Source organism: Ginsengibacter hankyongi, from assembly GCF_008710285.1.
Taxonomy (GTDB): Bacteria; Bacteroidota; Bacteroidia; order Chitinophagales; family Chitinophagaceae; genus Ginsengibacter; species Ginsengibacter hankyongi.
In genome coordinates this window covers 1938238-1962660 of the sequence record NZ_VYQF01000001.1, presented here as the reverse complement: position 1 = coordinate 1962660, position 24423 = coordinate 1938238, and the positions used below count along the sequence as shown (strand labels likewise).

Below are 24423 nucleotides of genomic sequence, written 5' to 3'. Positions count from 1 at the left end.
GATAGTAATACTTTAATATGAGATTTTTTAGAACAATAACATTTACTTAAATGCATTCCAGCCCTGCGCTGTAAGTTTATGAGTGTTCCCGCCTTTTGTAACCAGGAGACAGCCTTCCTCCTGTTCTGTTATATGACCCACTATACTTATGTTATCATTAGATACAATTTTATTGTAATCGTTCTGGTCAATGGTAAAGAGCAATTCATAATCTTCGCCGCCGCTGAGCGCACATGCTGTTGGATCGATCTCCAATTTATAAGCAAACTGCCGGGCCATATCGTTTACAGGAATTTTTTCTTCATACAAAACACAACCTGTTTTACTTTGTTTGCAAATGTGCAATATTTCACTGCTTAATCCGTCACTAATATCAATCATTGAAGTGGGAATAATTTTGTTAGCCGCAAAAAATTCAATAATGTCTTTTCTTGCCTCAGGTTTTAAAAATCGGCCGATTATATAATCCTGGTTTTCAAGATCAGGTTGCACGCCCTTCGTTTCCAGGAAAACCTTTTTCTCCCGTTCTAAAATAGTTAATCCAAGAAATGCTGCGCCCAGGTCGCCGCTCACGCAAATAAGATCACCAATTTTTGCAGTGCTTCTTTTTACATATTTATCCGGCGCAACTTCGCCAATTGCAGTAACACAAATAATAAACCCTTTTTGTGAAGAGGAAGTATCTCCACCAATTAAATCAACGTTGTAACGGTCGCAGGCCGCATAAACGCCCTCGTAAAATTCGTCTAAAGCTTCAACGCTAAACCTGTTACTAAAAGCAATGCTCATCGTTATCTGTTGCGGAGTTGCATTCATTGCGTACACGTCGCTGAGGTTTACGATTACACTTTTATATCCTAAATGTTTTAACGGCGTGTACATCAAGTCAAAGTGAATTCCTTCTACCAGCATATCTGTAGTAACAACCACCTGCTTTCCAAAATGATCAAGAACGGCAGCATCATCACCAACACTTACAATAGTGGATGCATTTTTAATTTCATTATTTTTTGTAAGATGATCGATAAGACCAAATTCGCCGAGTGATGATATTTCTGTTCTTTCTGCCATAGTTATTTATATGTACGAAGTACGATGTTTGATGTACGATGTCGCTAATCCCGTCATTCTATTTTTTTCTTAATGTTTTTTAAGTCGGAAAATCACTTTTAAAAGTTGTTCTCCTTCTTTATAATTCACCCCAACCCCTCTCCAAAGGAGGGGAAAACATCAACTAATATTCCCCTGCACCCATTCGATCAATTCATCATGAATTACTCCATTGGTCGCAATTATCCCCGGTTGATAGGGAGAATAAGTGTCTCCCTTTAAGTCTGTAACCTTTCCCCCGGCTTCTTCAACGATAATAAAACCAGCAGCGCTGTCCCACGCATTTAACTGGTGTTCATAAAATCCGTCGAAACGGCCTGCGGCAACCCAGCACAAATCTATCGCTGCGCTTCCAAGCCTTCTAACGGGAATTCCTTTTCTTATTAATCTTTCGAAAACCTGCAACGGTCCGTTAGGCTGATCTAAATACGTATAAGGAAACCCGGTAACCAAACAACTTCTTAGAACTTCTGTTTTATTGCTCACGGAAATTTTCTTATCATTTAATGTCGAGCCTTGTCCTCTTTCAGCAAAATAAAATTCCTTAAATATGGGATTGTAAACAGCGCCCATAAGCATTTTGCCATTTTGCTCCAGCCCGATACTGACACAGCAAATGGGAATGCCGTTGGCAAAATTAACCGTACCATCAATCGGGTCAATAATCCATTTGAATTCGCTGTCGGTTACCTTTTCTGCTGTTTCTTCGCTAACAATTCCATGACCGGGAAAAGATTTTTTTATTACTTCCTGGATTGCTTTATCAGCGGCATGGTCTGCTTCGGTCACTAAATTATTTATACCTTCTTTATTACTAATGGTAAATGTACCGTTAAAGAATCGCATGAGTTCCGATGCTCCGGCTTCTGTTGCTTCAATGAGAGTTTGTTTATACATTCCGCAAAGATTATAAATGTTTATTTATTTTGCGTGATTAATTGATTTATTGTTTAATTGCAAAGTGTTATCACCCTATATTTTCCAATTAATGAATAGGATTAATAATTATCCTTCAATAAACCAGTCAACTTTTTAACCAGTCAACTTTTTAATTACTCTTGCTCCTTTCCGTAATCATAGTAAATTATAACGTAAAATATTTCCTGGAGTATTGTCTTTTTTCGGTGGAGAAAGCGATGAAAAATATCGAAGGAGAAATATTTGTTGTCGATAATAATTCTACCGATGGAAGCAGGGATTTTTTTGAGAATAATTTCCCGCAGGTAAAATTTATATGGAATATAAAAAATGAAGGCTTCGCGAAAGCCAATAATATGGCGTTGAAGATGGCTTCAGGCGATTATATTCTTTTTTTAAACCCTGATACAATCGTTCCTGAAGATTGTTTTGAAAAATGTATTTCTTTTATTCAATCGAAAAATAACTCGATCGCCTGTGGCGTAAAAATGATTGATGGCTCGGGAAAGTTTTTAAAAGAAAGCAAAAGAGCTTTTCCTTCGCCATTGACTTCTTTGTATAAATTATCAGGACTTGCCCGATTTTTTCCGAGATCAAAGCTATTTTCGAAATACCATCTTGGTTACCTGGATGAAAATGTAAATCATGAAGTGGATGTGCTGGCCGGAGCATTTATGATAATTCCGAAAAAAATACTAGATACAGTTGGTGGTTTTGATGAAAGCTTTTTTATGTACGGTGAAGATATTGACCTAAGCTACCGTATACAAAAAGCCGGCTATAAAAACTTTTATTTTGCCGAAAGTTGCATCATTCATTTTAAAGGAGAGAGTACAAAAAAGGGGAGTCTTAATTATGTAAAAATGTTTTATAAAGCCATGAGTGTTTTTGTGAAAAAACATTATGGTGGAACCAGCGCGGGTTTATTTAATTTTTTTATACAGGTTGCGATTTTCTTCAGGGCTGCATTATCTGTTACGGCCCGATTTTTTAGAAGGAGCAAAGCTGTGGACAATTGCTTGAATGCTGAAATATCCAATGCGATTATTGCCGGATCAAGGGAAGATTTTAATGATCTTTCGGTTCTGTTTCAAACATGTGGAATTAATAAAAGAGCTGTGGGGCATATTTTGGCAGAAGTGCTGGCTGATCCTGAACAAAAGGCGTTTTCTAATAAAATGGTTGAAATTATATCCGCCAAAAAAGCTAACGAAATAATTTTCTGTGAGGGCCAGCTTTCTTTTAAGAAAATTATTTCCATACTGCCATATATACCTCAACAAATCGATATTATTTTTTTTGCGGCAAAACTGCATTCGCTAATTAGCAGCTCCAATAAAAACGAAGCCGGGAATTTTACTTTGAAAGAAAATAAATAGCGTGTATGCCAGCCCGCTGAATAATAGAGAGCGCAGCTAGTTATGAGCGGTTTGCGTAAATGCGCACACCTATTAACTAATATATTCGAGGCCAAAAAACTTGTAACAATTGCTACTTTTTTCTTTTGGCATTAAAGCTCAATGTGTTAATATCGTTATCAATTATTTATTTCCAATAACTATTTCCGAAATTTGCACGCTAAATAAATTAATGAATGGCATATAATAATTACAGACCGTCTCAAAAGGTTCCGCCGATAGTTTTAAATCTTATCATAATAAATGCTATTGTGTTTGTGGCTCAATTAGTTTTCGACAGTACTCTCGGACTAACGAATATTCTCGCACTATATCCTTATAACAGCGGATTGTTTAAGCCTTACCAGTTAGTAACACACATGTTTGCCCACGGAGGATTTTTACATATTCTTTTTAATATGTATGCGCTCTGGATTTTTGGCTCTGTGCTTGAGCGAATCTGGGGTCCGAAAAAATTCCTGATATTCTATTTGGTTTGCGGACTCGCTGCAGGTCTCACGCAAATGTTTTTTGTAACAACCGGTGCAGCTATTGGTGCTTCGGGCGCTATCATGGGACTATTGGCCGCTTTTGCTTATACATTTCCTAATACTGAATTTTTTATACTTCCTTTCCCTTTTCCGATTAAAGCAAAATATATGGCAGCCATTTTTGCGGCCTTTGATATTTTCGGAGGGTTTGCCGGGAGCGATAATGTTGCTCACTTTGCCCACCTTGGCGGCTTAGTTATGGGCCTCATCCTTGTTATCGTCTGGAACAAAACAAATAAAAAAACGTTTTATTAAATTTTAAAGAGAAGAAATTTACTCAAAGGAAATTGGTAATTTTATATCCCTTCCCTTATAAAACGAACAAGAACAAATGGGAGAATCCGAAAGATATATTGACCGTCGTGCTAGAAAGATAACCCTTGGCGAAGACAATAACGCTTTAGTGGCCCTTATTGCCATCAATGCATTTGGGCTTATTATTCCTGGCTTAATCAGGCTTATTTATATTCTTACTGATTCATCTGCTGCAGTTTTTGCTTCAAGAATTTTGCCCTGGTTTATTTTACCAGCTAAGCTGGCAACGCTTGCTAAAGCGCCATGGACGATACTAAGTTACATGTTTGTGCACACGCACATTATTGCAGCTTTCACCAATATGCTTTGGTTATGGGCGTTCGGTTCTATTTTGCAGGACATGGCGGGCAATAAAAAAATATTTCCTGTTTATTTATATGGAGGTATCGCCGGTGCTATTGTTTTTATTGCAACAAATTATGCGATTCCACAACTCAGACCATTTATTAGTTCTTCTTTTTTTGAGGGTGCCAGTGCGTCTATTATGGCCGTAGCCATTGCCACTACTGCGCTTGCACCTGATTATAGAATTTTCAGAATGTTGAATGGCGGCATTCCTCTGTGGGTTCTAACCATTTTATTTATAATAATAGATATTGCAAGCGTTGGAACTGCTGCTCCTGCATACCTTTTGGCGCACTTAACCGGCGGGCTTACTGGTTTTCTTTTTATTGTTGCCCTTCGCCGAGGATATGATGGAGGCGCCTGGATGCTTAGATTTTACAATTGGTTCCTTGACCTTTGCAACCCTGATAAAAAAATATTAACTCCGCAGAAAACAAAAGAAAAATTGTTTTACAAAACCGGGAATCAAAAGCCGTTTGAAAAACATTCAATTATTACCCAGCAAAGAATCGATGAAATTCTTGATAAAATAAATCAAAAAGGTTTTCATTTATTATCCGAAGAAGAAAAAAATATTTTAAAAAGAGCTGGAGAAAGTGATTTTTAATAACTGTTTCTTGTTTTCAACTACTCTTACTAAAGCGTTATAATGTAAATGGAAAAACCATTTCTGCGCAGGCTTGCAAAAATTATTTTTATTGCCATTAACTTTGTCGTTGCAATATTTTTCCTCGCGGGTGCCTATGTTAAATATTTTAATCCGGCTGGTTGGTGGTTTTTGGGATTATTTACTTTTGTACTTGCCTATTTATTAATTGCTCTTCTCTTCTTTTTTATATTCTGGCTTTTTAAAAAGTCTTTGTGGTGCTTCGTTTCTCTAATTACTCTCCTGGCTGGCTGGCATGCTGTTATTAATATTTTTCCTCTTCATTTTTCTTCTTCTTTTACTATGCAGAAGAAACCGGGGAGTATTCGTGTGATGAGTTGGAATGTTGAGCAGTTTAATATTCTGCATCACAAAGATCATCCTGAAATTAAACAGGAGATGTTTGATCTTATCAATAAATATGATCCGGATATTGCCTGTTTCCAGGAAGTAGTAGCCGGCGATAAAAAGAAAGGTATCAATTATTTTCCCGACATTCAAAAAGCATTAAGGTTCGTTGATTATTTTTATTCGTACAGCCTTAAAGATGATTTTGATAATAATCATCATTTTGGTAGAATTATTTTTTCGAAGCTGCCAATAATAAATAAGCAAACTGTAGTTAATTATCCTAATAATTATAATGCAACTTTTCAATATATCGATGTGCTCTCAGGCACTGATACTATTCGTGTTTTTAATATTCATTTGCAATCATTAAAATTTACAAAGTCCAATCTTAATTATCTTGATAATGCGGGGTTAAATAGTGATAGCAACATTACCGAATCGAAGAGCATCATTTCAAAAATAAAAACAGGCTTTATTAAAAGATCTATTCAGGCAAATTTTATTAAAGATGAAATTGACCATAGCCCATACCCGGTAATTATTTGCGGAGATTTTAATGACGTCCCTAATTCTTATGCTTATGAAACTATTGGCACAGGTCTTAAAAATGCCTTTGTAGAAAAGGGTTTCGGTATTGCAAGAACTTTCAGCACTATTTCTCCCACACTGCGCATCGATAATATTTTTGCTGATAAAGATTTTTCTATAACACAATTTATAAGAGTTAAAAAGTTGCTCAGCGATCATTTCCCGATAATAGCAGATTTAATTCCTCCGCAAAACACAAAATAATTTTTATCTTTATCGAAATGAATACAAGATTTTCTTTTCTTTTTTATTGTTGCTCCTGTTGCCCATAGGGCATACAACATACCTTTGCAGAATTACGCTTTCAAAAAAATTTATTTTTCGTTTTTTAAAGACAAGAGACTTATATGCCGCTTAAATTATATAACTCACTCACCAGGCAAAAAGAAATTTTCAAGCCCATAACTCCACCTCATGTGGGAATGTACGTTTGCGGCCCTACCGTTAGTGGCGAAAGCCACCTGGGTCATGCACGACCTTATATAACTTTCGATGTGGTTGTTCGATATCTTACTTACCTCGGATATAAAGTACGTTATGTCCGCAACATAACGGATGCCGGGCATTTCGAAGAAGAGGGCCGCGAAGCTGAAGATAAAATATCTAAAAAAGCGCAACTCGAAAAAGTAGAGCCGATGGAGCTCGTACAGAAGTACACTAATCTTTTTCATTGGGCAATGAAACAGTTTAATACGCTGGATCCAAATATTGAACCCACTGCAACGGGCCATATTGTTGAACAAATAAACATGATTGAAAAAATTATTGAAGCCGGTTATGGTTATGTTGTAAACGGATCAGTATATTTTGATGTAAAAAAATATGCAGCAACACATAACTATGGAGAGCTGAGCGGGCGTATTGTTGATGATCTTTTGGAAACAACCCGGTCGCTGGAAGGACAGGATGAAAAAAGAAACAAGGCCGATTTTGCTTTATGGAAGTCAGCTCCGCCACAGCACATCATGCGCTGGAAAAGCCCGTGGGGAGAAGGTTTCCCTGGGTGGCATATTGAATGCTCCGCTATGGCAACGAAATATTTAGGTTCAAGGTTTGATATTCACGGAGGTGGAATGGACCTGCAGTTTCCACACCACGAAAGTGAAATTGCCCAAAGCTGGATTTGCAATCATGTTGAGCCTGCAAAATACTGGATGCACAATAATATGATAACCATTAACGGGAAAAAAATGGGTAAGAGTTATAACAATGTTATAAAGCTTACCGAAATGTTTAGTGGCAATCACCCCTTGTTAACCCAGGCTTTTAACCCCATGACGATCCGGTTTTTTATATTACAAACTCATTATAGAAGTACGCTGGATTTTAGCAGTGAAGCCCTTGTTGCTGCCGAAAAAGGTTTAAAAAGATTATGGGAAGCCTATGAAATTTTAAAGAAGCTGAAAAGCGCGAATATTGATTTACCGGCCGATTCAGAATTAGACAATAAAATAAATAAGCTTATAGATGAATTTGATGAATTTATGAACGATGATTTCAATACTGCAAAAGTGTTAGCCAATATATTTGAAATTGTTCCTGTTATTAATTCATTGAAAGATGGGCTTATTAGAAAAGATGCAATTTCTTCGGCTACGCTTCACCGTACGAAAGATGTCTTTACAATTTATCTTGAGAATATTCTCGGGTTGCAATCGCTTTCTCAAAATAATGAAACCCTCAACGGGGTTATGGAATTATTGGCTGATATAAGGAAGGAAGCAAAGTCGAAAAGAGATTTTTATACTTCAGATAAAATAAGAAAACAGCTTGCAGAACTCGGCATCGAAATGAAAGATGAAAAGGATGGGAGTATCAGTTGGAGTGCCGGTTAATAAAGTAGAATAGAATATCATTACCTAATTATGGAACATATCATTCATTTATCACAAGATAAGAAACTTAAAACCCTTATTGATAAACAGGAACCTTATGTTTTATTAAAAAGAAACAAAGTCTATTTGCATTTATGCTCTTCTATTTTAAGCCAGCAATTGAGTACAAAGGTCGCTAAGGTTTTATACAACCGCTTTCTGGATCTATTTGGAAGCAAAGAACCTACTGCAAAACAAATTTTAGATATACCTGCGTCTGTTTTTAGAAGTATTGGTTTTTCAAATGCAAAAGCGTCTTACGTTCATAATGTTTGCCGGTTTTTTATAGAGAATAAAATAACCGATGCCCGGTTAAATAAAATGAGTAATGAAGAAGTGCTTGAATTACTTACTCAAATTAAAGGCGTTGGCAAATGGACGGTAGAAATGATTTTAATGTTTACGCTGGGCAGAGAAGATGTTTTTGCCATAGATGACCTTGGCCTTAAAAACAGTGTTATTAAACTCTATAAACTAAAAGAAACAGATAAAAAATTGTTGAGGGAAAAGATTGAAAAAATATCTCTAAAATGGTCTCCTTACAGGACCTATGCAAGCCGCTATTTGTGGGGCTGGAAAGATGGCGAATAAACTATTTCTTTTTCACCAAAGGATTATTTAACCCATTTACCACATTATCCACAACAACAAAATTGCGGAGTTTGGAAAAGAACTGCGTTAATGTTTTACATCCGTAAGTGCGCACATCAAAACTGGGATCGAGCTTTCTTAAATTAATACCGAGTGTTGAAATGTAAGCTTCATTACTTTCGTTTATGCTCATATCATAGGCCTTATTAATTAGTTTTATATTGATTGGCGCTTTTTCAACCTGCTTTTTTTCTGCTTCTTTTTTTGCAGGCATTTCTGCTTTGGGCTCGAGGTTCTCAACATAAGTAAAAATCTCACACGACTTTACAAACGCATTAGGTGTCTTTTGTTCACCGATTCCCATTACAAAAATTCCATCTTCCCGAATTCGCTTTGCAAGTCCTGTATAATCACTATCGCTGGAAACAATACAAAAACCATCTACCAGGTTATCATGTAAAATATCCATCGCATCAATAATTAATGCGCTATCAGTGGAATTTTTCCCGGTGGTGTAAGAAAATTTTTGAATTGGATTAAAAGCCATTTCGTTAAGCAGGCTTTTCCAATGATTCATGTGCTGCGTGGTCCAGTCGCCATAAACCCTTCGTATAGTAACCTTTCCATATTTGGAAGCTTCTTCCAGGATAAGGTCGATTAATTTTGCCTGTGCATTGTCACCATCTACAAGCAAAGCGATCTTTTGATTTTTAATATCCATAAAAAATAATTAGTGCAAAATTATGATTAAACGTCCAGAACGTCATTTCCGGCATTCGGGCCGCTGTTTAGAGGCCATTATAGAAGAAGCCAGCTTTGTTTCAATTTAATTTCTCTATATTGATTTCATTAATGCGAATCTTTTATCTTTGGCATTATTAAATATTTTTTATGAAGTTTATCGTTTCCTCAACACAGTTATTAAAACACCTTCAACAAATAAGCGGCGTAATAAATGCAAACACCGTATTACCAATTCTCGAAGATTTTTTGTTTGAGATTGAAAAAAATAAACTTACTGTGGTAGCGACCGATTTGGAAACTGTAATGAAAATAAATATAGATATAGAGGCAAAAGACAGCGGCAAAGTTTGTATCCCGTCAAAAATATTATTGGATTCTCTTAAAAATATTGCTGAGCAGCCTCTTACTTTTAATATCGATAAAAATTTTGGAGTTGAAATAACCAGCGATAATGGTAAGTACAAAGTAATGGGCGAAAACCCTGATAATTTTCCAAAAGAACCGGTTGCTGACGCCACTAATGCTTTTACGATGCCTTCATCTGCTTTAGTAACAGCGATAAATAAATGCCTGTTCGCAGTAAGCAATGACGATCTTAGGCCTGCTATGACGGGTGTTTTCTTTGAACTTTCTGATAAAGGAATTACGTGCGTTGCAACTGATGCGCATCGTTTGGTTCGTTTTACAAGGCTTGATGTGGCTTGTCCAAAAACGGATACTTTTATTGTTCCAAAAAAACCTTTGAATTTATTAAAAGGAGCGCTTCCTTCTAACGATGATGAATTGCAAATCTCCTACAACAAAAATCATTTATTTGTAAAACATGGCGGCACTGAGCTCGTTTGTCGCCTTATAGACGCAAGATTCCCGGATTATAAAGTGGTAATTCCAACTGATAATCCTTACAAGCTTACCGTTAATAAAAACGATTTCCAAAATGCATTAAGAAGAGTAAGCGTATTTAGTAATAAAAGCACCAACCAGGTTGCTCTCACAATTAGTGGAAGCGAATTGCAGCTTGCCGCACAGGATGTTGATTTTAGCTTTGAAGGAAATGAACGTATGACTTGCCAGTACGATGGTGAAGATCTTCAAATAGCTTTCAATGCTAAGTTTTTAATTGAAATGTTGAATGCTGCGGAAACAGAAGAAGTTGTTATTGAATTAAGTACTCCCACAAAAGCCGGCATTATAAAGCCTTCAGAAACAACTGAAGACGAAATTCTTTTAATGCTGGTAATGCCGCTTATGCTTAACAGTTAGTTTTACACATCCTTATATGGAATTGGTAACCGTAAGAACGTTTAGTAATTATTTTTCCGCAAATATTTTATTGGCAAGGTTAAGAAATGGAGGTGTTGAATGTTACCTGAAAGACGAATTCACTGTAACAATGGACCCATTGCTAACAAACGCCGTTGGCGGAATTAAACTCGTTGTTAAAAAAGAAGATGCGCCTGAAGTTTTTGAATTGTTAAAACAATTTGATAAAGACTATCAAAGCAAAGCCGTTTGCCCAAAATGCGGTTCACATAAAATTGACCAGGTTCCCAAAAGAGATGCCGCTAATATGATTACAGCAATTTTGAGCTGGATATTTTCAAGCTACGCAGTTTCGGCTGAGAATGTTTATAAATGCAGCAACTGCGGTTATGAAAGTAATACCTTACCAGAACCCTTAAATACAGATACCGCTATATTTAACCCGGAAAATTTGAATTAGTATTTTACACCAAAAAATAATCTGCCGGTAAAGGCTAAAGTTATATGAAATCAATTGCGCTTATTCCTGCCCGTTATGAAGCTACCCGTTTTCCCGGCAAGCTTATGAAAATGCTTGGTGAAAAAACAGTTATAAGACACACTTATGAAAACACGGTTGCCACATTATTATTTGATGAAGTAATTGTTGTAACTGACAGCCAGGTTATTTTTAATGAAATTGTAGAGAATGGCGGATATGCAATAATGAGCCGCGGTGAATACGAAAGCGGAAGCGAACGAATTGCAGAAGCTGCTGCAGATATTGATGTTGATGTAATCATTAATGTTCAGGGCGATGAACCTTTTGTAAAAAGAGAACCGCTTCAAAAACTCTTACAGGTATTTCAACATGATAATAACCATCATATAGAAGTAGCTTCTTTAATGCATGAAATAAAAGATGGCACTCTCATCGCCGACCCCAATTCGGTTAAGATTGTTGTTGATAAAAATTTAAATGCTTTGCTATTTAGCCGAAGCATAATCCCCTTTAAAAGAGATACAACAGCAAATGTTGTTTACTATAAACACATTGGCATATACGCATACCGAAAAGAAGCTTTGATGAATTTCACCCGTTGGAAGCAAACACCTCTTGAAACCTGTGAAAAACTGGAACAACTCCGGTACCTCGAAAATGGAATCAAAATTAAAATGGTACTTACAAACGAATCGCCGGTTTCTATAGATACACCTGAAGATCTGGAAAAAGCCAGGAAGCTTCTGATTTCTTATTAGAAATTTAATATCCTTAATCTTAGGCAGAATTATTGTAGATTTCAACACATAAATTATTGATATGCCTGGATTATCTTACTTAAAATTTTTTGTCTTTAGTGGTCTTATTATCGCCTTATCGTTTGGCTGTAATGAAAATGATAAAGCGAGCATAGAAAAATCTGCTTCGGTTTTTGATATAAAGCAAGCTGAAGCGTCCATTACACAAAGCAATGAGAACTTTATGAAATCGTTTAAAGCGGGTGATTCCCTGGCTGTGGCAAGTTGCTATACAACCGATGCAAAAATTATGGCAGCCGGCATGCCTACCATCAAGGGAAGTGATGATATAAAGCATTACTTCAACCAGTCGATGGAAAAAGGATTTAAGAAAATTGATATTTCTACAATAAACATTTGGGGAGACAGCAGTATCGTTGCCGAAGAAGGCACTTATAGCCTGTCCGACAGTTTAGGGAAACGAATTGATAAAGGAAAATATATCGTGCTTTGGAAACAGGAATCTGGTAATTGGAAGATGTTTCGCGATATCTGGACCACAGATCTTCCTGATACTGTAGCTATCAAAAAAATCAAACTTCATTAAACAAACTAACGGAAAGGATTAATCGAAAATATTGCCCGGAGTTTAATTTCGCTTTTTAAAAACCGGAACCGTACTGCAAGGCTCTCCGTACATTATACTTTGTACAACCGGTAACAATATTTTTGTTATTTCTGCATAAACCGAAGCGGGAATTTCTTTTTCGCCACAGCCTTTTATAACAACTCTTTTCCCCTCGAAATCTTTCGCATTTATTTTCCCAAGATTTTTTAAATATAATACTTCATGCATAAAAGATTCATTACCTACTACCACATCTTTGGCAACGGGCTGTAAGTAGCTTACGGCAAGCATATACGCCCATAAAGGAATTATTGCTTCTGCAGAGCAAATTATAGAAACATTTTTATTTTCATAAACCGACCAATCCTTCTTTTTAAGACTTTCCCGGTAATCTTTTTCTTTTAAAATAAGTTCCATGAATAAATAATCTTTCATATCGAAAACAATTGTGTCTCCTTCGGGGTAAAATTTCTCCAGGTCAATTGTCTCAAGGGAACTTTGAGATACTTTGTTTACAATTATTTCTTCCATATTTATATATTACTGTAAAGTTACGAACATCGCTTTTTATGATAAACAACTTAACAAACCGCTATAAAGGATTTCTAAAACGATAGACGTTCTTTAAAACAAAGAAGCCATCCGTTGTGGATGGCTCACTTTAAAAATATTTTTTTTTAAAAGAATTTACTTCTATAATCTTTTATGGTTGCCATCTTCTTTAGCGACCCGAAAGACTGCCCCATAGCTGATTGTAATGCCCGGTTTATTTCTGCAGTCTTTTGTTGTTCCGCCATTTCGGGAGTAACCGGCGGTTTGGCGGAAATGCTATTTATCTTAATTACAAACACACCGGTATTACCAGCAATTGCGGGAGAAACCTTTGATTGGTAAGTTTTATTAAAAGCAGCACCCGCAACCTTTGGTTCATTACCTACACCATTAATTAATTGTGCATCAAACGTAAGAGTTGAATCACCACCTGTGGTTAAAACCTGCTGGTTATAAACTTTCGCTGCGGCTTCTAAAGTGGAAGGATTATTTAATTTCCTTTTTATCTCTTCAGCCTTTTTCAGATTCCTTACAGTTGACTCAACCATCGGCCTGGCTGTCTTTACATCGGGTGTACCTTCTTTTATTTTCCTGTCGATCACCGCTACTATAAAGTCGTCTTTTATTGAAAAAGGTTCCGAAACTTCACCTTCTTTTGCATTGAAAGCCCATTTTACAACCTGTCTTGCATCCTGCAATCCTCCTAATTGAAAATCGTTTTCTTTAATTGGGGTCGGCACATCCACTTCTTTTAACCCGTTTTGAGCAACATATTTATCGAATGCCTGCTTATCTCTTGCTTGACCTGCAAGCTTGTTGGCCGCAGCGTTTGCATCATTAATCGTTTCATCGCTTGGAGCAATTTCTTTTGCCATGTAAGCAATTTTATAAGAAGGTTCCAAATTTTTCTTATCTAATATTTCTATATAATGCCAGCCAAATTGTGTTTTTACCACCTTTTTGGTTTCCCCTTTTTCATTCAATAAAAATTCTCCAAACTCTTTTGCAAAATCTTCACTTTGTATAGTGGTAAGATCAAAAGACATTACGCCTTTATCTTTATGCGCAACAGAGTCTGATGAAAATTTTGTTTCAAGCGAATCAAAATTAGCGCCGTTTTTAATTGCCGTTGCAATACTATCGGCTAATTTATGTGCGGTACTGTCGGGCATAGTTGGCTGGCCGGTTTGCCTGTCGCTCGTTGCGATTAATATGTGCCGGCATTTAATACTATCGGGTAATATTTTTGTTGAAACTTTTTTCGCTAGTACATAATTTTTTCCGTCAAGATATGGCCCAAAAACTTGTCCGTCCTGTAAATAAATAATTGAATCCTTAAATGGCACTTGCAGCTTTGATTTTGGTGTATAACCATCAAAATATGGAATGGCTGTAGAATTTCTTGCTAAAAAAGAAGAAGCGTTAGAATCGGCTCTGAGCTGAGGTTTCATGTCTTCTAAAGATTTCCTGATAGCCACGCTGTCTTTGCTATTTGCTGAAGCGCTAAAAGTTACGTAGGAAACCATCAGCCCGGCTTCCTGTTTATATTTTAATTTATTTTTATTGATGTAGCTTTCAATATCATCATCAGTTACCTTAACCGTACTGTCGCTAATTAAGCTATATGGTATGGCAACGTAAGAAATATTGGCAAAATTATTTTTTTGTTCATCCTGTTCTTTTGAAAGCCATTTTGGTATATATATACTTGCAGCAATCATAGCTGTATACTTTGTATAAAGGCTATTAAGGCGCATTGGTTCTATCACCTGCGAGTTAATTGCCTTTCTTTGCTCGTCATTTTTAGTTCTCTTTGTTTGAGCCCACCATTGTTGCGCCTGCACAATATCATATTCACCTGTCTGTTTATTCGTAAAAGCTTGCTTAAGCTGCTGAGGGGCATCGTTACTAAACATTATAGAACTCATTTCTTTGGGAGTGAAAGTAATTCCCAAATCATCAAATTGTTCTGTAACTATTTTTTCAGCAACCATTTGGTCCCAGGTAGATTGCCTTATTTGATCTGTTTGTGAGGAACCGCTATTTTGATATTGCTGTTCCATGTCTTTAACTTTGTCATTAAAGTCCGACAACTCTATCTTATCACCATTAACACTACCAATGGTTGTAGTATTTCCTCCACCGAATAATTTGCCCGTTCCGCTTCTTGAATCCATTAGTATAAATCCGATAAGGCTAATTGCGATGATGGCAATTACTATTACTGCTCCTCTCTCACGAATTGTCTGAATTATTGACATAATTTTTGTTCTCTTTATTTTAAATGGAGGGCAAAAATAGTGTAAAATAAGATAGGAACAAACTGTGGAAAACTCATATAAAATAGTACACGTAAGAGCTTCGGAGAAAAGTCTTTTAGCAAAAACTATTAATTTAATTGTCGTCTAAATTTTATCAACAATGTGTTGGGGGCAAATTTTATTTACTGTTAATAACCACGCATTTTAAAAAAATTGACCTTGATAAATTCTAATAAGAAAGCGGTTTTAGCAAAATTCTTAGTGATAATATTAAAAACAAACATTTTCTTCTTATTCGATTCACAAAAATATTGTACAAAATGAGCTGTTTTTTTATCCTCATAACTTTTTATCTACGTATGTTTATAAAACCCGTTCATGTAGAACCACATGTTAAAGATTGATGTTAAGTATTTGTGGAATGACGTGGATAAAACAGATGTTTTAATTTTGTATCAATTTAAAAATGCTGACTATCCACAAATTCACATACATAATAGTAATAAGCTATTAAATAAATAATGTATTAATATTAAATACTATGGCAGATATACACATTGAGGCCGCGAAAAAGAACTTAGAGAAAAAAGGTTTTCTTGATATCGATATTGATGTTAACTTGGACTTGTTTGCAGAAATTGAAAGATTAAAAAAGGAAAAAAATGCGATTATACTTGCCCACTATTACCAGGAACCCGATATACAGGATGTTGCAGATTTTATTGGCGATAGCCTTGGTCTTGCACAAAAAGCACAATCCACAGATGCTGATATAATCGTTTTTGCGGGCGTTCATTTCATGGCTGAGACAGCTAAAATTTTGAATCCGCAAAAAAAGGTTTTACTGCCTGACTTAAAAGCCGGTTGTTCATTGAGTGATTCCGCACCCCCTGAACTTTTTAAAAAATTCAGGGATAAATACCCGGATCATATCGTAATAACTTACATAAATTGTTCAGCGGGAATGAAGGCTTTAAGCGATATAATCTGTACCTCGTCCAACGCACAGGCGATAATCGAAAGCCTTCCAAAAGATCAAAAAATAATTTTTGCACCAGATAAAAACCTTGGTGCTTATTTGAAAAAGAAGACAGGCAGGGAGATGGTTTTATGGAACGGTGCCTGCATTGTTCATGAAATTTTTAGTCTTGAGAAAATTACTAAATTAAAAATCAGGCATCCAAAAGCAAAAGTAATTGCGCATCCGGAATGTGAAGAACCCGTACTACGAATAGCAGATTTTATAGGAAGTACTACGTCGCTTTTAAAGTACACTATTGAGAATGACGCACAGGAATTTATTGTTGTTACCGAAACAGGAATACTTCACCAGATGCAAATTCAATCTCCCGGAAAAACCTTTATACCAGCGCCTCCTGATAATATGTGTGCATGCAACGACTGCCCTTACATGAAATTAAATACGCTTGAAAAATTATATTTATGTATGGAATATGAAGAGCCGAAAATAATAATGGATGAAGAGTTACTAATTGCTTCAAAGAAACCAATAGAACGAATGCTTGAAATAAGCCACCGGTACGGTTTGTAAAAAGAAAAGTAAAAAAAAGAGGCATTTTTTTAATACCTCTTTTTTTAATACAGAATAGTAAAACTTACATTTTGGCCTTAATTGCCTGTATGGCGTCTAAATGTTTTTGAAGCGTGGGTAATGTATTAGTTATAAAATTTTTGATGTCATTATCTGATACATCTCCCTGTGCTTTTTTGAATGCTGCTATATCTTTTTTATGATCATCCACCATCATATCAACATAAGCCTTATCAAAGTCGGCACCTGTTTTTTTACTCAATTTATCAATATCTTTTCTTTGATCATCTGTAATAGCCGGAGGTAAATCTATATTTTTTTGAGTGGCAATCGTTTTAAGATTATCTTTTGCTTTAGTGTGATCATCCACCATCATTCTTCCAAAATTTTTTACCGCCTGGCTAGTTGCTTTTTGTTGTGCAAGGTTTCCAAGCTCAACTTCCAACATTCCGCCGGTGGCAGCATCTGCAGCAAAGCCTTTTGCTTTTGCATCTACCATAGCTGTCCCGGTTGTATTAGTCATCGTATCCATGCGGGTTCCCAAAGTATCTGTTGCTGTGGTTGATGTTGAATCACTTGTTGAACTTTCCGAACTTGTATTATGTCCATTACATCCATAAAATAAGCAGGAGCCCGAAAATAATAGAAATACGATCAAGAGCTTTTTCATTTTGTTAATTTTTAGTGTTAAGAATATTTTGATTTAAAATATAAAATCAAAATTCATTCCCATAAAATTTTCATTCTGGAAAGATGGTTCGTAAGCTGTAAAGTTTCTAAACTGTTGAAAATTTTAACCTATGTGAGCATGTTCCACAACACGTCTTATTTGAGAAGGGTTTAAGGATTGAATCTTAATAATCTTTCAACAGCTTCTGTTAAGGTGCTTTCTTTTTTTGCAAAACAAAATCTTAAAACATTTTTATCTACGCTGGCTCTATAAAAGGAAGATAATGGTATCGTTGCAACACGAGCTTTTTCTGTAAGAAGTTTCGCGAAATCAATTTCACTTAATTCGCTTACTTCAGAATAATTATAAAGTTGAAAATAACTTCCCTGCGAAGGAAGAGCCTTAAACTTTGTTTCTTTCATTAAACTATAAAAAAAATCTCTTTTTTGTTGTAGGATGTTCCCCAGCTCCAGGTAAATTTTCTTTTCTTTAAGAAATTCTGCAAGAGCAAATTGTACAGGAGAGTTGCAACTAAAACAATTAAACTGGTGGACTTTCCTGAATTCATTCATTAAATATGCTGGTGCGATGCAATAACCTATTTTCCAACCTGTGCAATTATATACTTTTCCAAAGGAAAAGGAAATAAAACTGCGGTTAAAAAGATCTGGATATTTTAAGATACTTGCATGTTGTCTTCCGTCAAAAACGATGTGCTCATAGACTTCATCGCTCATTATTAAAATTCCTGTACCGGAAACAATGGTTTGTAGCTGCAACAGATCATTTGCCTCAAGAATGTTACCCGTTGGGTTGTTCGGCGAGTTTATGATGATCATTCTTGTAGCATCAGAAATATTTTCTTTAACCTCCATCCAATTAATTTTATAATCCGGATACTGCAGTGAAATTTTTATAGCCTTTGCACCATTGATTTCGATATTTGGGATATAGCTATCGTAGGCGGGCTCAAAAACAATAACTTCATCGTCCTGCTGTAATACTGAAGTAAGGGCAGTATAAATAGCATAAGTAGCCCCGGGCGTTATAGTAATTTCAGTTTCAGGGTTAATATTTTTTTGATATAAAAAAGAAATTTTTTCGGATATGCTTTCCCGTAATGATATAAGCCCATCCATATGAACATACTGATTGTGATTGTTCTTCATGGCTGTATTAACCAGATCAATAAGTGTTTCATTCATTGGAAAATCAGGAAATCCCTGGCCAAGGTTTATTGCGTTATGCTTTACTGCAAGCGAACTCATTACCGAAAAAATAGTTTGGCCTGTGTTGGGAAGTTTGCTTTTAATAGATATGGTGTTCAATTGTATATTTTTTGAAGAAAGAGTAGTCAAAAGTATACAACGTTATTTTATTAAAAGAGCTTTTATTTTATACTCATATACAAGAAAGAGCAATGGAAAAATCCAGAGAATCTTTGAGAGAAATTTAGTTATAATTTGAAAAATTGATGCGTGCGGAGCCGGATCTGCATTAGGTTTTCCAAAAATAATAGGAGTAGCGTTTCCAAAGGTCCAGTTGAGATATTGATTGCCGCCTCTATAAAATTTTTTAAGAGAATCTGCAGAGCTTTTCCAATTGTTTTCTTTTCTTTCTTTAGGTTTGATTTTAGGCTCCAGATTCGAATCAAAAATATACCAGCTATTTTTAAAGAAAAGTTCAGTAGCATAGTGATGAGGAAAGCCAACACTCCTGAAAGGCACATTTTTTTCTTTCATAATACGCATCATCACGATGGCTTGTTGGGAGCACCCCGCATATGGAAATTTAAGTATTTCGTTAGGATCTACCGGTGAAGCCAAAGCTCTGCCTAAACTTGCTTGTGCAGCTACCGCAAGCCAGTTTTCTTGAAAGGTGTAATAGGAAAAGCCGTGGTAAAAACGCTTTCTTAAAATTGAACCAACTAAGATTCCATACTCTAATGTACCTATTTTTATGTGTTTGCAATTAGCCGAGCTATCAGAGTATTCAATAAGTTTATTTACTGAATTAAGCTTTGATAAAGAAGGATCAAACATTTCACTGTTATCATATACAGGTTTCTCACAGGCAGAAATATTAAACAAAAGAGGTAAAAATAGTAGCAGCGCTAAAAAAAGGGAAAATAGCTTCATGTGAAATTGTTAGGGACAAAATCGTGTAAAAGGAAAAAAACGAAAAAGCAGGAAATTTATTATCCTGCTGCATTTTTTGCCCCCAATCACTGAATTAGGATGAAATTAAAAACAGTAAAAGCTAAAGATATTTCTCGCCCTTGCTTCTTTTTACTTCAGCAACATATTCCTTAATGTGTTGCTCCTTTTCTTTTTTGCAAACCAATAAAACGTCTTCTGTATCAACTACGATAAAATCTTCGAGACCCTGTAAAAGCATAAGTTTATCATTATGAGAATGTACTATATTTTTTGCAGAGTCAAACAACATCACATTATTACCGGCAACGGCATTTTCGAGGTTATCTTTTTCGAGATTTTCGTAAGCGCTACCCCAGGTCCCAAGGTCACTCCAGCCAAATTCGGATGGAATAACATAAACGTTATCTGCTTTTTCAAGAATTCCATAATCAATAGAAATATTTACGCATTGAGGATAAATTGTTTCAATAGCTTCGTGTTCGAGGGATGTAGTTAGTTGTTTTTTAGCGCCATCAAATATTTCATGTATTTCAGGAAGATATTTTTCAAAAGCCTTAATTATATATTCAGTACGCCAAACAAATATTCCGGCGTTCCATAAAAAATCACCACTAATGAGAAACTGCTTTGCAAGTTCGAGGTCTGGTTTTTCAGTAAAGGTTTTTACCTTATAAACATTATCATTAACCGCGTATTGTTCGTGTTGTATATAGCCGTAGCCTGTTTTTGGAGAAAAGGGTTTCATGCCAAGTGTAATGAGCGCACTATTTTTTGCAGTAAACTCAAGGGCTTCCAGGCTTACCTTTCGGAACGAAGTATCATCGAGAATCAAATGGTCAGCAGGGGCACAAATTAAATTACTGTTGGGGTTTAGTTCGTTAAGCTTATAAGAAATGTAAGCTATGCAGGGAGCTGTGTTTTTTCTGGATGGCTCACATAAAATATTTTCAGGCTTTAATTGTGGTAACTGGCTTTCAACTATTTCTTTATATTGAGTAGAAGTTACTATATAAATATTTTCATTAGGAATGTATTGAGCAAACCTGTCGTAAGTGGATTGAATTAATGTCTTTCCAACATTTAATAGATCAATAAACTGTTTAGGGTAATTGAGCCGGCTTACAGGCCAAAAACGGCTTCCTATACCTCCCGCCATTATTGCAACATAATTGTTTTCGTTCATTTTTTGTTTTTATTAAATTATTCCTTCACGCACAAGATCGTGCAAATGTACAATACCCGCATACTTGCCGTTTTTAACTACTATTAGTTGTGTAATATTTTTTTTGCGCATAAGATCAAGTGCATCAACCGCCAGTTCAGAGCTTTCTATCGTTTTAGGATGTAAGGTCATTATATCATCGGCTTTTAAATTCTGCAATGAAATATTTTTCTCAAGCATTCTTCTTAAATCCCCATCAGTTATTATACCTAATATTTTTTGTTCATCGTCAACAATAACGGTGGCGCCTAAACGCATTTTTGTAATTTCTATTATAACGTCTTTCAACGGGCTATCTCGTTTTACAACGGGCTTTTCGTTGTTAATAATAAGTTCTGCCACACGCAGGTACAGCTTTTTACCAAGCGTGCCACCCGGGTGAAATTTAGCAAAGTCTTCGGTACTGAAGCCTTTGATTTCCATCAAGCAAATTGCTAAGGCATCGCCCATTACGAGTTGGGCAGTTGTACTGCTAGTAGGGGCGAGGTTATTTGGGCAAGCCTCTTCAGTAACTGTTGTATTTAAAACGATATCTGCTTGCCGAGACAGGTAGCTTTGCATATTGCCACACAAAGCAATAAGTATATTTTTAAAGTTCTTAATAAGCGGCACCAATATTTTTATTTCCGGGCTTTCACCGCTCTTGCTTAGGATCATAACGACATCATGTTGCTGAACCATTCCAATATCGCCATGTATCGCATCTGCTGCATGTAAGAAGATAGAGGGAGTTCCGGTGCTATTAAGAGTTGCTACAATCTTTTGGGCAATTATTGCGCTTTTTCCAATTCCACTCACAACAAGGCGTCCCTCGCAATTATTAATAGCTGTTATTGCTTTTTCAAAATTATCATCTAACAATTCTCCAAGTTCGCTGATAGAGCGGGCTTCGAGATCAATTGTTTTTTTGGCAATAGCAATAATTTTATTTTTCATTCTTAAGAGGTATGAAAAATTTTACGCATTAAGATAACTTCTAGTACATTTTAAAAAAAGCAAACCTACTTTAATTGCATGGTTGGGCAAAGTAAATGATTTAGGCCTGCTAATATAATTCTTCGTATCTTAACCATAATAATTTATATAAAAAAAGGTTATAATATCAGAAACCTCTTTTAAAAAATAAATTTAAAACGCATTTGGATTAACTTTGAAATCCTTTAAAAAACCAACGTGAAGAAGAAAAGAAATCATGCCTACAACTAAATTAAAACCCAAGAAAAATCCTGTAAAAAAAACTTCCGGCGGAGAAACAAAACCTGGAGATTCAGAAAGCCTCTCTAATCACCTTCAAAAGCATTTCGGTTTTGATGCGTTCAAAGAACCGCAGGAAAAAATTATTAAAAGCCTTTTGTCTGGTAAAGACACTTTCGTAATTATGCCAACAGGTGGTGGCAAAAGCCTCTGTTATCAATTGCCGGCAATTATCAGTAAAGGATGTGCAATTATTGTTTCGCCTCTTATAGCCCTGATGAAAAACCAAGTGGATTTGGTAAGAGGATATAGCAGTACCGATCATATTGCTCATTTTTTAAACAGCACCTTAAACAAGGGGCAACAGAAGATAGTAAAAGATGACTTAACGTCCGGAAAAACAAAAATGCTGTATGTCGCACCGGAGACACTGACAAAAGAAGAGAATATAGAGTTCTTTAAAGATCTTGAGATTTCTTTTTTTGCAGTAGATGAAGCACATTGCATCAGCGAATGGGGACATGATTTCAGGCCCGAGTATCGGCGATTAAGAGAAATCATGGACGAGATTGATAAAAATGTTCCCGTTATCGCGTTAACTGCTACAGCTACGCCAAAAGTTCAAAGTGATATTGTAAAAAATCTCGGCTTACGGGAACCTAATATATTTATTTCTTCTTTTAACAGGCCCAACCTTTATTATGAGGTGCAGCCAAAATTAAAGAAGGACCAGGTAGTTAAGAGTATAGTAAAATTCATTTCTCAAAACAAAGGAAAGAGCGGTATTATTTATACCCTTAATCGTAAGACAACCGAAGAACTTGCACAAATGCTTATAGCAAATGGTATAAAGGCTGTTGCTTATCATGCCGGTCTCGATTCCAAATTGAGAGCAGCAAGGCAGGACCAGTTTTTAGGTGAAGACGTTCAGGTAATTGTTGCAACGATAGCGTTTGGTATGGGAATAGATAAGCCGGACGTAAGGTTTGTTATCCATTACAATATTCCGAAGTCGATAGAAAATTATTACCAGGAAACCGGTCGTGCAGGACGCGACGGGCTTGAAGGAAAGTGTATTCTTTATTATTCTCATAAAGACGTGTCGAAATTAGAACATTTGATGCGTGATAAGTCTTTGTCTGAAAGAGAAGTGGGAGGACAATTAATTAACGAAACTGTTGCCTATTCTGAAAGTGCCGTTTGCAGAAGGAAATTGTTATTGAGTTATTTTGGAGAAGAATACGACAGCGATAATTGTGGGGGTAAGTGCGATAATTGTAAAACGCCTAAAGAATTGCATGAGGCTAAAACAGAGGCGTTGGTAGCTCTTAAAGCAATAAAGGAACTGGATGAACGGTTTCCAATTACTTATGTTATCCCTATAATTCTGGGTAAATTAAATCCGCAGATAAAAATGTATAGGCACGACGAGCTATCAGTATTTGCTACAGGAAGAGAAAAGGATGAACACTTTTGGAATTCCTTAATCCGGCAAATGCTTTTAGAAAATCTTATAAAAAAGGATATCGAAGATTACGGAGTTTTGAAATTAACCTTAAAGGGAGAGTCGTTTTTGAAAAAACCGACATCTTTCAAAATTGCGTTAAACCATATTTTTGAAGATAGTAGCGAAGAGGATGATGAAGAAAGCAATAGCGAATCGATAGCCACAGATGAGAAGCTTTTTGAATTATTAAAAAATCTTCGCCAGCAGGAGGCGAAAAAAAGGAACCTGCCGCCCTTTGTTATTTTTTTAGAAAATAGTCTTTTAGATATGGCGACGCTTTATCCAACATCCTTGAAAGAGCTTGAAAAATGCCAGGGAGTAAGCGTGGGCAAAGCATTAAAATTTGGTAAGCCCTTTGTAAATCTTATTGAAAAGTATGTTGAAGAAAATGATATAGAGAAACCCGATGATTTTGTGATGAAAAGTGTTGTCAATAAAAATAGCAATAAAGTTTTTATTATACAGAACGTTGATAAAAAAATGCCTTTGGAAACTATTGCTAAACATAAAACACTAAAGATTGAGGAATTATTGGAAGAAATGGAAACCATCGTTGCCAGCGGCACAAGATTAAATCTTGATTATGCGATTGAAGAGCTGGTCGAAGAGTATGAGCAGGAAGAGATAATTGACTATTTTAAAGGATGCCAGACCTCAAGTCTCGATATAGCCCGAGAGGAGCTTTCAGAAGGGAATTATAGCTTCGAGCAATTAAAAATTATGCGTATTAAATTTTTGTGTGAATATGGAAATTAAATCATGCAACT

Annotated in this window: 22 protein-coding genes; 12 read left to right on the top strand and 10 right to left on the bottom strand. The window is 35.9% G+C overall.

Features of this window, described 5'->3' with window-relative positions; all coding sequences use genetic code 11:
- Positions 1–42: 42 nt before the first annotated feature.
- The gene (gene thiL / locus FW778_RS08300) at positions 43–1071 is read right to left on the bottom strand and encodes a thiamine-phosphate kinase (protein WP_150414131.1); all 1029 of its coding nucleotides are present in this window, start codon (positions 1069–1071) and stop codon (positions 43–45) included.
- 159 nt (positions 1072–1230) lie between these two features.
- Positions 1231–2007, bottom strand: coding sequence for an inositol monophosphatase family protein (locus FW778_RS08295; RefSeq protein ID WP_150414130.1), 777 nt, complete (start codon positions 2005–2007; stop codon positions 1231–1233).
- Between the two features lie 161 nt (positions 2008–2168).
- On the opposite strand from FW778_RS08295, the gene FW778_RS08290 reads away from it, so the two are divergent.
- From FW778_RS08290 to FW778_RS08265, 6 genes are all read left to right on the top strand, one after another.
- Positions 2169–3407, top strand: a complete 1239-nt coding sequence (locus FW778_RS08290; RefSeq protein WP_150414129.1) for a glycosyltransferase family 2 protein — start codon at positions 2169–2171, stop codon at positions 3405–3407.
- Positions 3408–3622: 215 nt separating this feature from the next.
- Positions 3623–4231 (top strand): rhomboid family intramembrane serine protease, encoded by a 609-nt coding sequence (locus tag FW778_RS08285; RefSeq protein WP_150414128.1) that lies wholly within the window; start codon positions 3623–3625, stop codon positions 4229–4231.
- A gap of 76 nt (positions 4232–4307) precedes the next feature.
- Entirely contained in the window at positions 4308–5243 is a 936-nt protein-coding gene (locus FW778_RS08280) for a rhomboid family intramembrane serine protease (protein WP_150414127.1), read from the top strand.
- A gap of 48 nt (positions 5244–5291) precedes the next feature.
- On the top strand, positions 5292–6425 hold the full coding sequence (locus tag FW778_RS08275) for an endonuclease/exonuclease/phosphatase family protein (RefSeq protein WP_150414126.1): 1134 nt from the start codon (positions 5292–5294) through the stop codon (positions 6423–6425).
- 143 nt (positions 6426–6568) lie between these two features.
- Positions 6569–8056, top strand: a complete 1488-nt coding sequence (cysS, locus tag FW778_RS08270; protein WP_150414125.1) for a cysteine--tRNA ligase — start codon at positions 6569–6571, stop codon at positions 8054–8056.
- 30 nt (positions 8057–8086) lie between these two features.
- Positions 8087–8686, top strand: coding sequence for a DNA-3-methyladenine glycosylase family protein (locus FW778_RS08265; protein ID WP_150414124.1), 600 nt, complete (start codon positions 8087–8089; stop codon positions 8684–8686).
- Position 8687: 1 nt separating this feature from the next.
- On the opposite strand, the gene FW778_RS08260 is transcribed toward FW778_RS08265, so the two are convergent.
- Positions 8688–9407 carry an NYN domain-containing protein gene (locus FW778_RS08260; protein WP_150414123.1) on the bottom strand — a complete coding sequence of 240 codons (720 nt, stop codon included), beginning with the start codon at positions 9405–9407 and terminating at the stop codon, positions 8688–8690.
- Positions 9408–9577: 170 nt separating this feature from the next.
- Here FW778_RS08260 and dnaN point away from each other — a divergent pair, with 170 nt between their 5' ends.
- The 4 genes from dnaN to FW778_RS08240 all read left to right on the top strand — a co-directional run bounded on the left by dnaN (position 9578) and on the right by FW778_RS08240 (position 12518).
- Positions 9578–10693 (top strand): DNA polymerase III subunit beta, encoded by a 1116-nt coding sequence (dnaN, locus tag FW778_RS08255; RefSeq protein WP_150414122.1) that lies wholly within the window; start codon positions 9578–9580, stop codon positions 10691–10693.
- A 16-nt stretch (positions 10694–10709) separates the two neighbouring features.
- A complete protein-coding gene (locus tag FW778_RS08250) occupies positions 10710–11153 on the top strand; it encodes a hypothetical protein (RefSeq protein ID WP_150414121.1) in 444 nt (147 codons plus the stop codon).
- A 44-nt stretch (positions 11154–11197) separates the two neighbouring features.
- A complete protein-coding gene (gene kdsB, locus FW778_RS08245; protein WP_150414120.1) occupies positions 11198–11932 on the top strand; it encodes a 3-deoxy-manno-octulosonate cytidylyltransferase in 735 nt (244 codons plus the stop codon).
- Between the two features lie 61 nt (positions 11933–11993).
- Entirely contained in the window at positions 11994–12518 is a 525-nt protein-coding gene (locus tag FW778_RS08240) for a YybH family protein (protein WP_150414119.1), read from the top strand.
- Positions 12519–12560: 42 nt separating this feature from the next.
- On the opposite strand, the gene FW778_RS08235 is transcribed toward FW778_RS08240, so the two are convergent.
- Positions 12561–13070, bottom strand: coding sequence for a DUF2480 family protein (locus tag FW778_RS08235; RefSeq protein ID WP_202552113.1), 510 nt, complete (start codon positions 13068–13070; stop codon positions 12561–12563).
- Positions 13071–13216: 146 nt separating this feature from the next.
- Complete coding sequence (locus FW778_RS08230) at positions 13217–15352, bottom strand: SurA N-terminal domain-containing protein (RefSeq protein ID WP_150414117.1); 2136 nt, start codon at positions 15350–15352, stop codon at positions 13217–13219.
- Positions 15353–15893: 541 nt separating this feature from the next.
- Here FW778_RS08230 and nadA point away from each other — a divergent pair.
- On the top strand, positions 15894–16904 hold the full coding sequence (gene nadA, locus FW778_RS08225; protein WP_150414116.1) for a quinolinate synthase NadA: 1011 nt from the start codon (positions 15894–15896) through the stop codon (positions 16902–16904).
- A gap of 64 nt (positions 16905–16968) precedes the next feature.
- Here nadA and FW778_RS08220 read toward each other — a convergent pair whose 3' ends face one another.
- The 5 genes from FW778_RS08220 to FW778_RS08200 form a co-directional block, all read right to left on the bottom strand.
- Positions 16969–17574 carry a DUF4142 domain-containing protein gene (locus FW778_RS08220; RefSeq protein WP_150414115.1) on the bottom strand — a complete coding sequence of 202 codons (606 nt, stop codon included), beginning with the start codon at positions 17572–17574 and terminating at the stop codon, positions 16969–16971.
- 170 nt (positions 17575–17744) lie between these two features.
- A complete protein-coding gene (locus FW778_RS08215) occupies positions 17745–18902 on the bottom strand; it encodes a methionine aminotransferase (protein ID WP_235906154.1) in 1158 nt (385 codons plus the stop codon).
- 42 nt (positions 18903–18944) lie between these two features.
- Entirely contained in the window at positions 18945–19712 is a 768-nt protein-coding gene (locus FW778_RS08210) for a hypothetical protein (protein WP_150414114.1), read from the bottom strand.
- A gap of 121 nt (positions 19713–19833) precedes the next feature.
- Positions 19834–20916 carry a mannose-1-phosphate guanylyltransferase gene (locus tag FW778_RS08205; protein WP_150414113.1) on the bottom strand — a complete coding sequence of 361 codons (1083 nt, stop codon included), beginning with the start codon at positions 20914–20916 and terminating at the stop codon, positions 19834–19836.
- 12 nt (positions 20917–20928) lie between these two features.
- On the bottom strand, positions 20929–21891 hold the full coding sequence (locus tag FW778_RS08200) for a KpsF/GutQ family sugar-phosphate isomerase (protein WP_150414112.1): 963 nt from the start codon (positions 21889–21891) through the stop codon (positions 20929–20931).
- Between the two features lie 256 nt (positions 21892–22147).
- Between FW778_RS08200 and recQ the strand changes: the two genes are divergently transcribed.
- A complete protein-coding gene (gene recQ / locus FW778_RS08195; protein ID WP_150414111.1) occupies positions 22148–24412 on the top strand; it encodes a DNA helicase RecQ in 2265 nt (754 codons plus the stop codon).
- The last annotated feature ends 11 nt before the right edge of the window (positions 24413–24423 follow it).

Bases quoted from the DNA above. Each gene is read 5' to 3' on its own strand.
- FW778_RS08230 (WP_150414117.1), bottom strand. From the start codon at position 15,352: ATGTCAATAATTCAGACAATTCGTGAGAGAGGAGCAGTAATAGTAATT.
- thiL (WP_150414131.1), bottom strand. From the start codon at position 1,071: ATGGCAGAAAGAACAGAAATATCATCACTCGGCGAATTTGGTCTTATC.
- kdsB (WP_150414120.1), top strand. From the start codon at position 11,198: ATGAAATCAATTGCGCTTATTCCTGCCCGTTATGAAGCTACCCGTTTT.
- FW778_RS08235 (WP_202552113.1), bottom strand. From the start codon at position 13,070: ATGGAAGAAATAATTGTAAACAAAGTATCTCAAAGTTCCCTTGAGACA.
- FW778_RS08275 (WP_150414126.1), top strand. From the start codon at position 5,292: ATGGAAAAACCATTTCTGCGCAGGCTTGCAAAAATTATTTTTATTGCC.
- FW778_RS08280 (WP_150414127.1), top strand. From the start codon at position 4,308: ATGGGAGAATCCGAAAGATATATTGACCGTCGTGCTAGAAAGATAACC.
- FW778_RS08210 (WP_150414114.1), bottom strand. From the start codon at position 19,712: ATGAAGCTATTTTCCCTTTTTTTAGCGCTGCTACTATTTTTACCTCTT.
- FW778_RS08200 (WP_150414112.1), bottom strand. From the start codon at position 21,891: ATGAAAAATAAAATTATTGCTATTGCCAAAAAAACAATTGATCTCGAA.
- FW778_RS08250 (WP_150414121.1), top strand. From the start codon at position 10,710: ATGGAATTGGTAACCGTAAGAACGTTTAGTAATTATTTTTCCGCAAAT.
- FW778_RS08220 (WP_150414115.1), bottom strand. From the start codon at position 17,574: ATGAAAAAGCTCTTGATCGTATTTCTATTATTTTCGGGCTCCTGCTTA.
- dnaN (WP_150414122.1), top strand. From the start codon at position 9,578: ATGAAGTTTATCGTTTCCTCAACACAGTTATTAAAACACCTTCAACAA.
- FW778_RS08285 (WP_150414128.1), top strand. From the start codon at position 3,623: ATGGCATATAATAATTACAGACCGTCTCAAAAGGTTCCGCCGATAGTT.
- FW778_RS08295 (WP_150414130.1), bottom strand. From the start codon at position 2,007: ATGTATAAACAAACTCTCATTGAAGCAACAGAAGCCGGAGCATCGGAA.
- FW778_RS08260 (WP_150414123.1), bottom strand. From the start codon at position 9,407: ATGGATATTAAAAATCAAAAGATCGCTTTGCTTGTAGATGGTGACAAT.
- recQ (WP_150414111.1), top strand. From the start codon at position 22,148: ATGCCTACAACTAAATTAAAACCCAAGAAAAATCCTGTAAAAAAAACT.
- FW778_RS08240 (WP_150414119.1), top strand. From the start codon at position 11,994: ATGCCTGGATTATCTTACTTAAAATTTTTTGTCTTTAGTGGTCTTATT.
- FW778_RS08205 (WP_150414113.1), bottom strand. From the start codon at position 20,916: ATGAACGAAAACAATTATGTTGCAATAATGGCGGGAGGTATAGGAAGC.
- cysS (WP_150414125.1), top strand. From the start codon at position 6,569: ATGCCGCTTAAATTATATAACTCACTCACCAGGCAAAAAGAAATTTTC.
- nadA (WP_150414116.1), top strand. From the start codon at position 15,894: ATGGCAGATATACACATTGAGGCCGCGAAAAAGAACTTAGAGAAAAAA.
- FW778_RS08265 (WP_150414124.1), top strand. From the start codon at position 8,087: ATGGAACATATCATTCATTTATCACAAGATAAGAAACTTAAAACCCTT.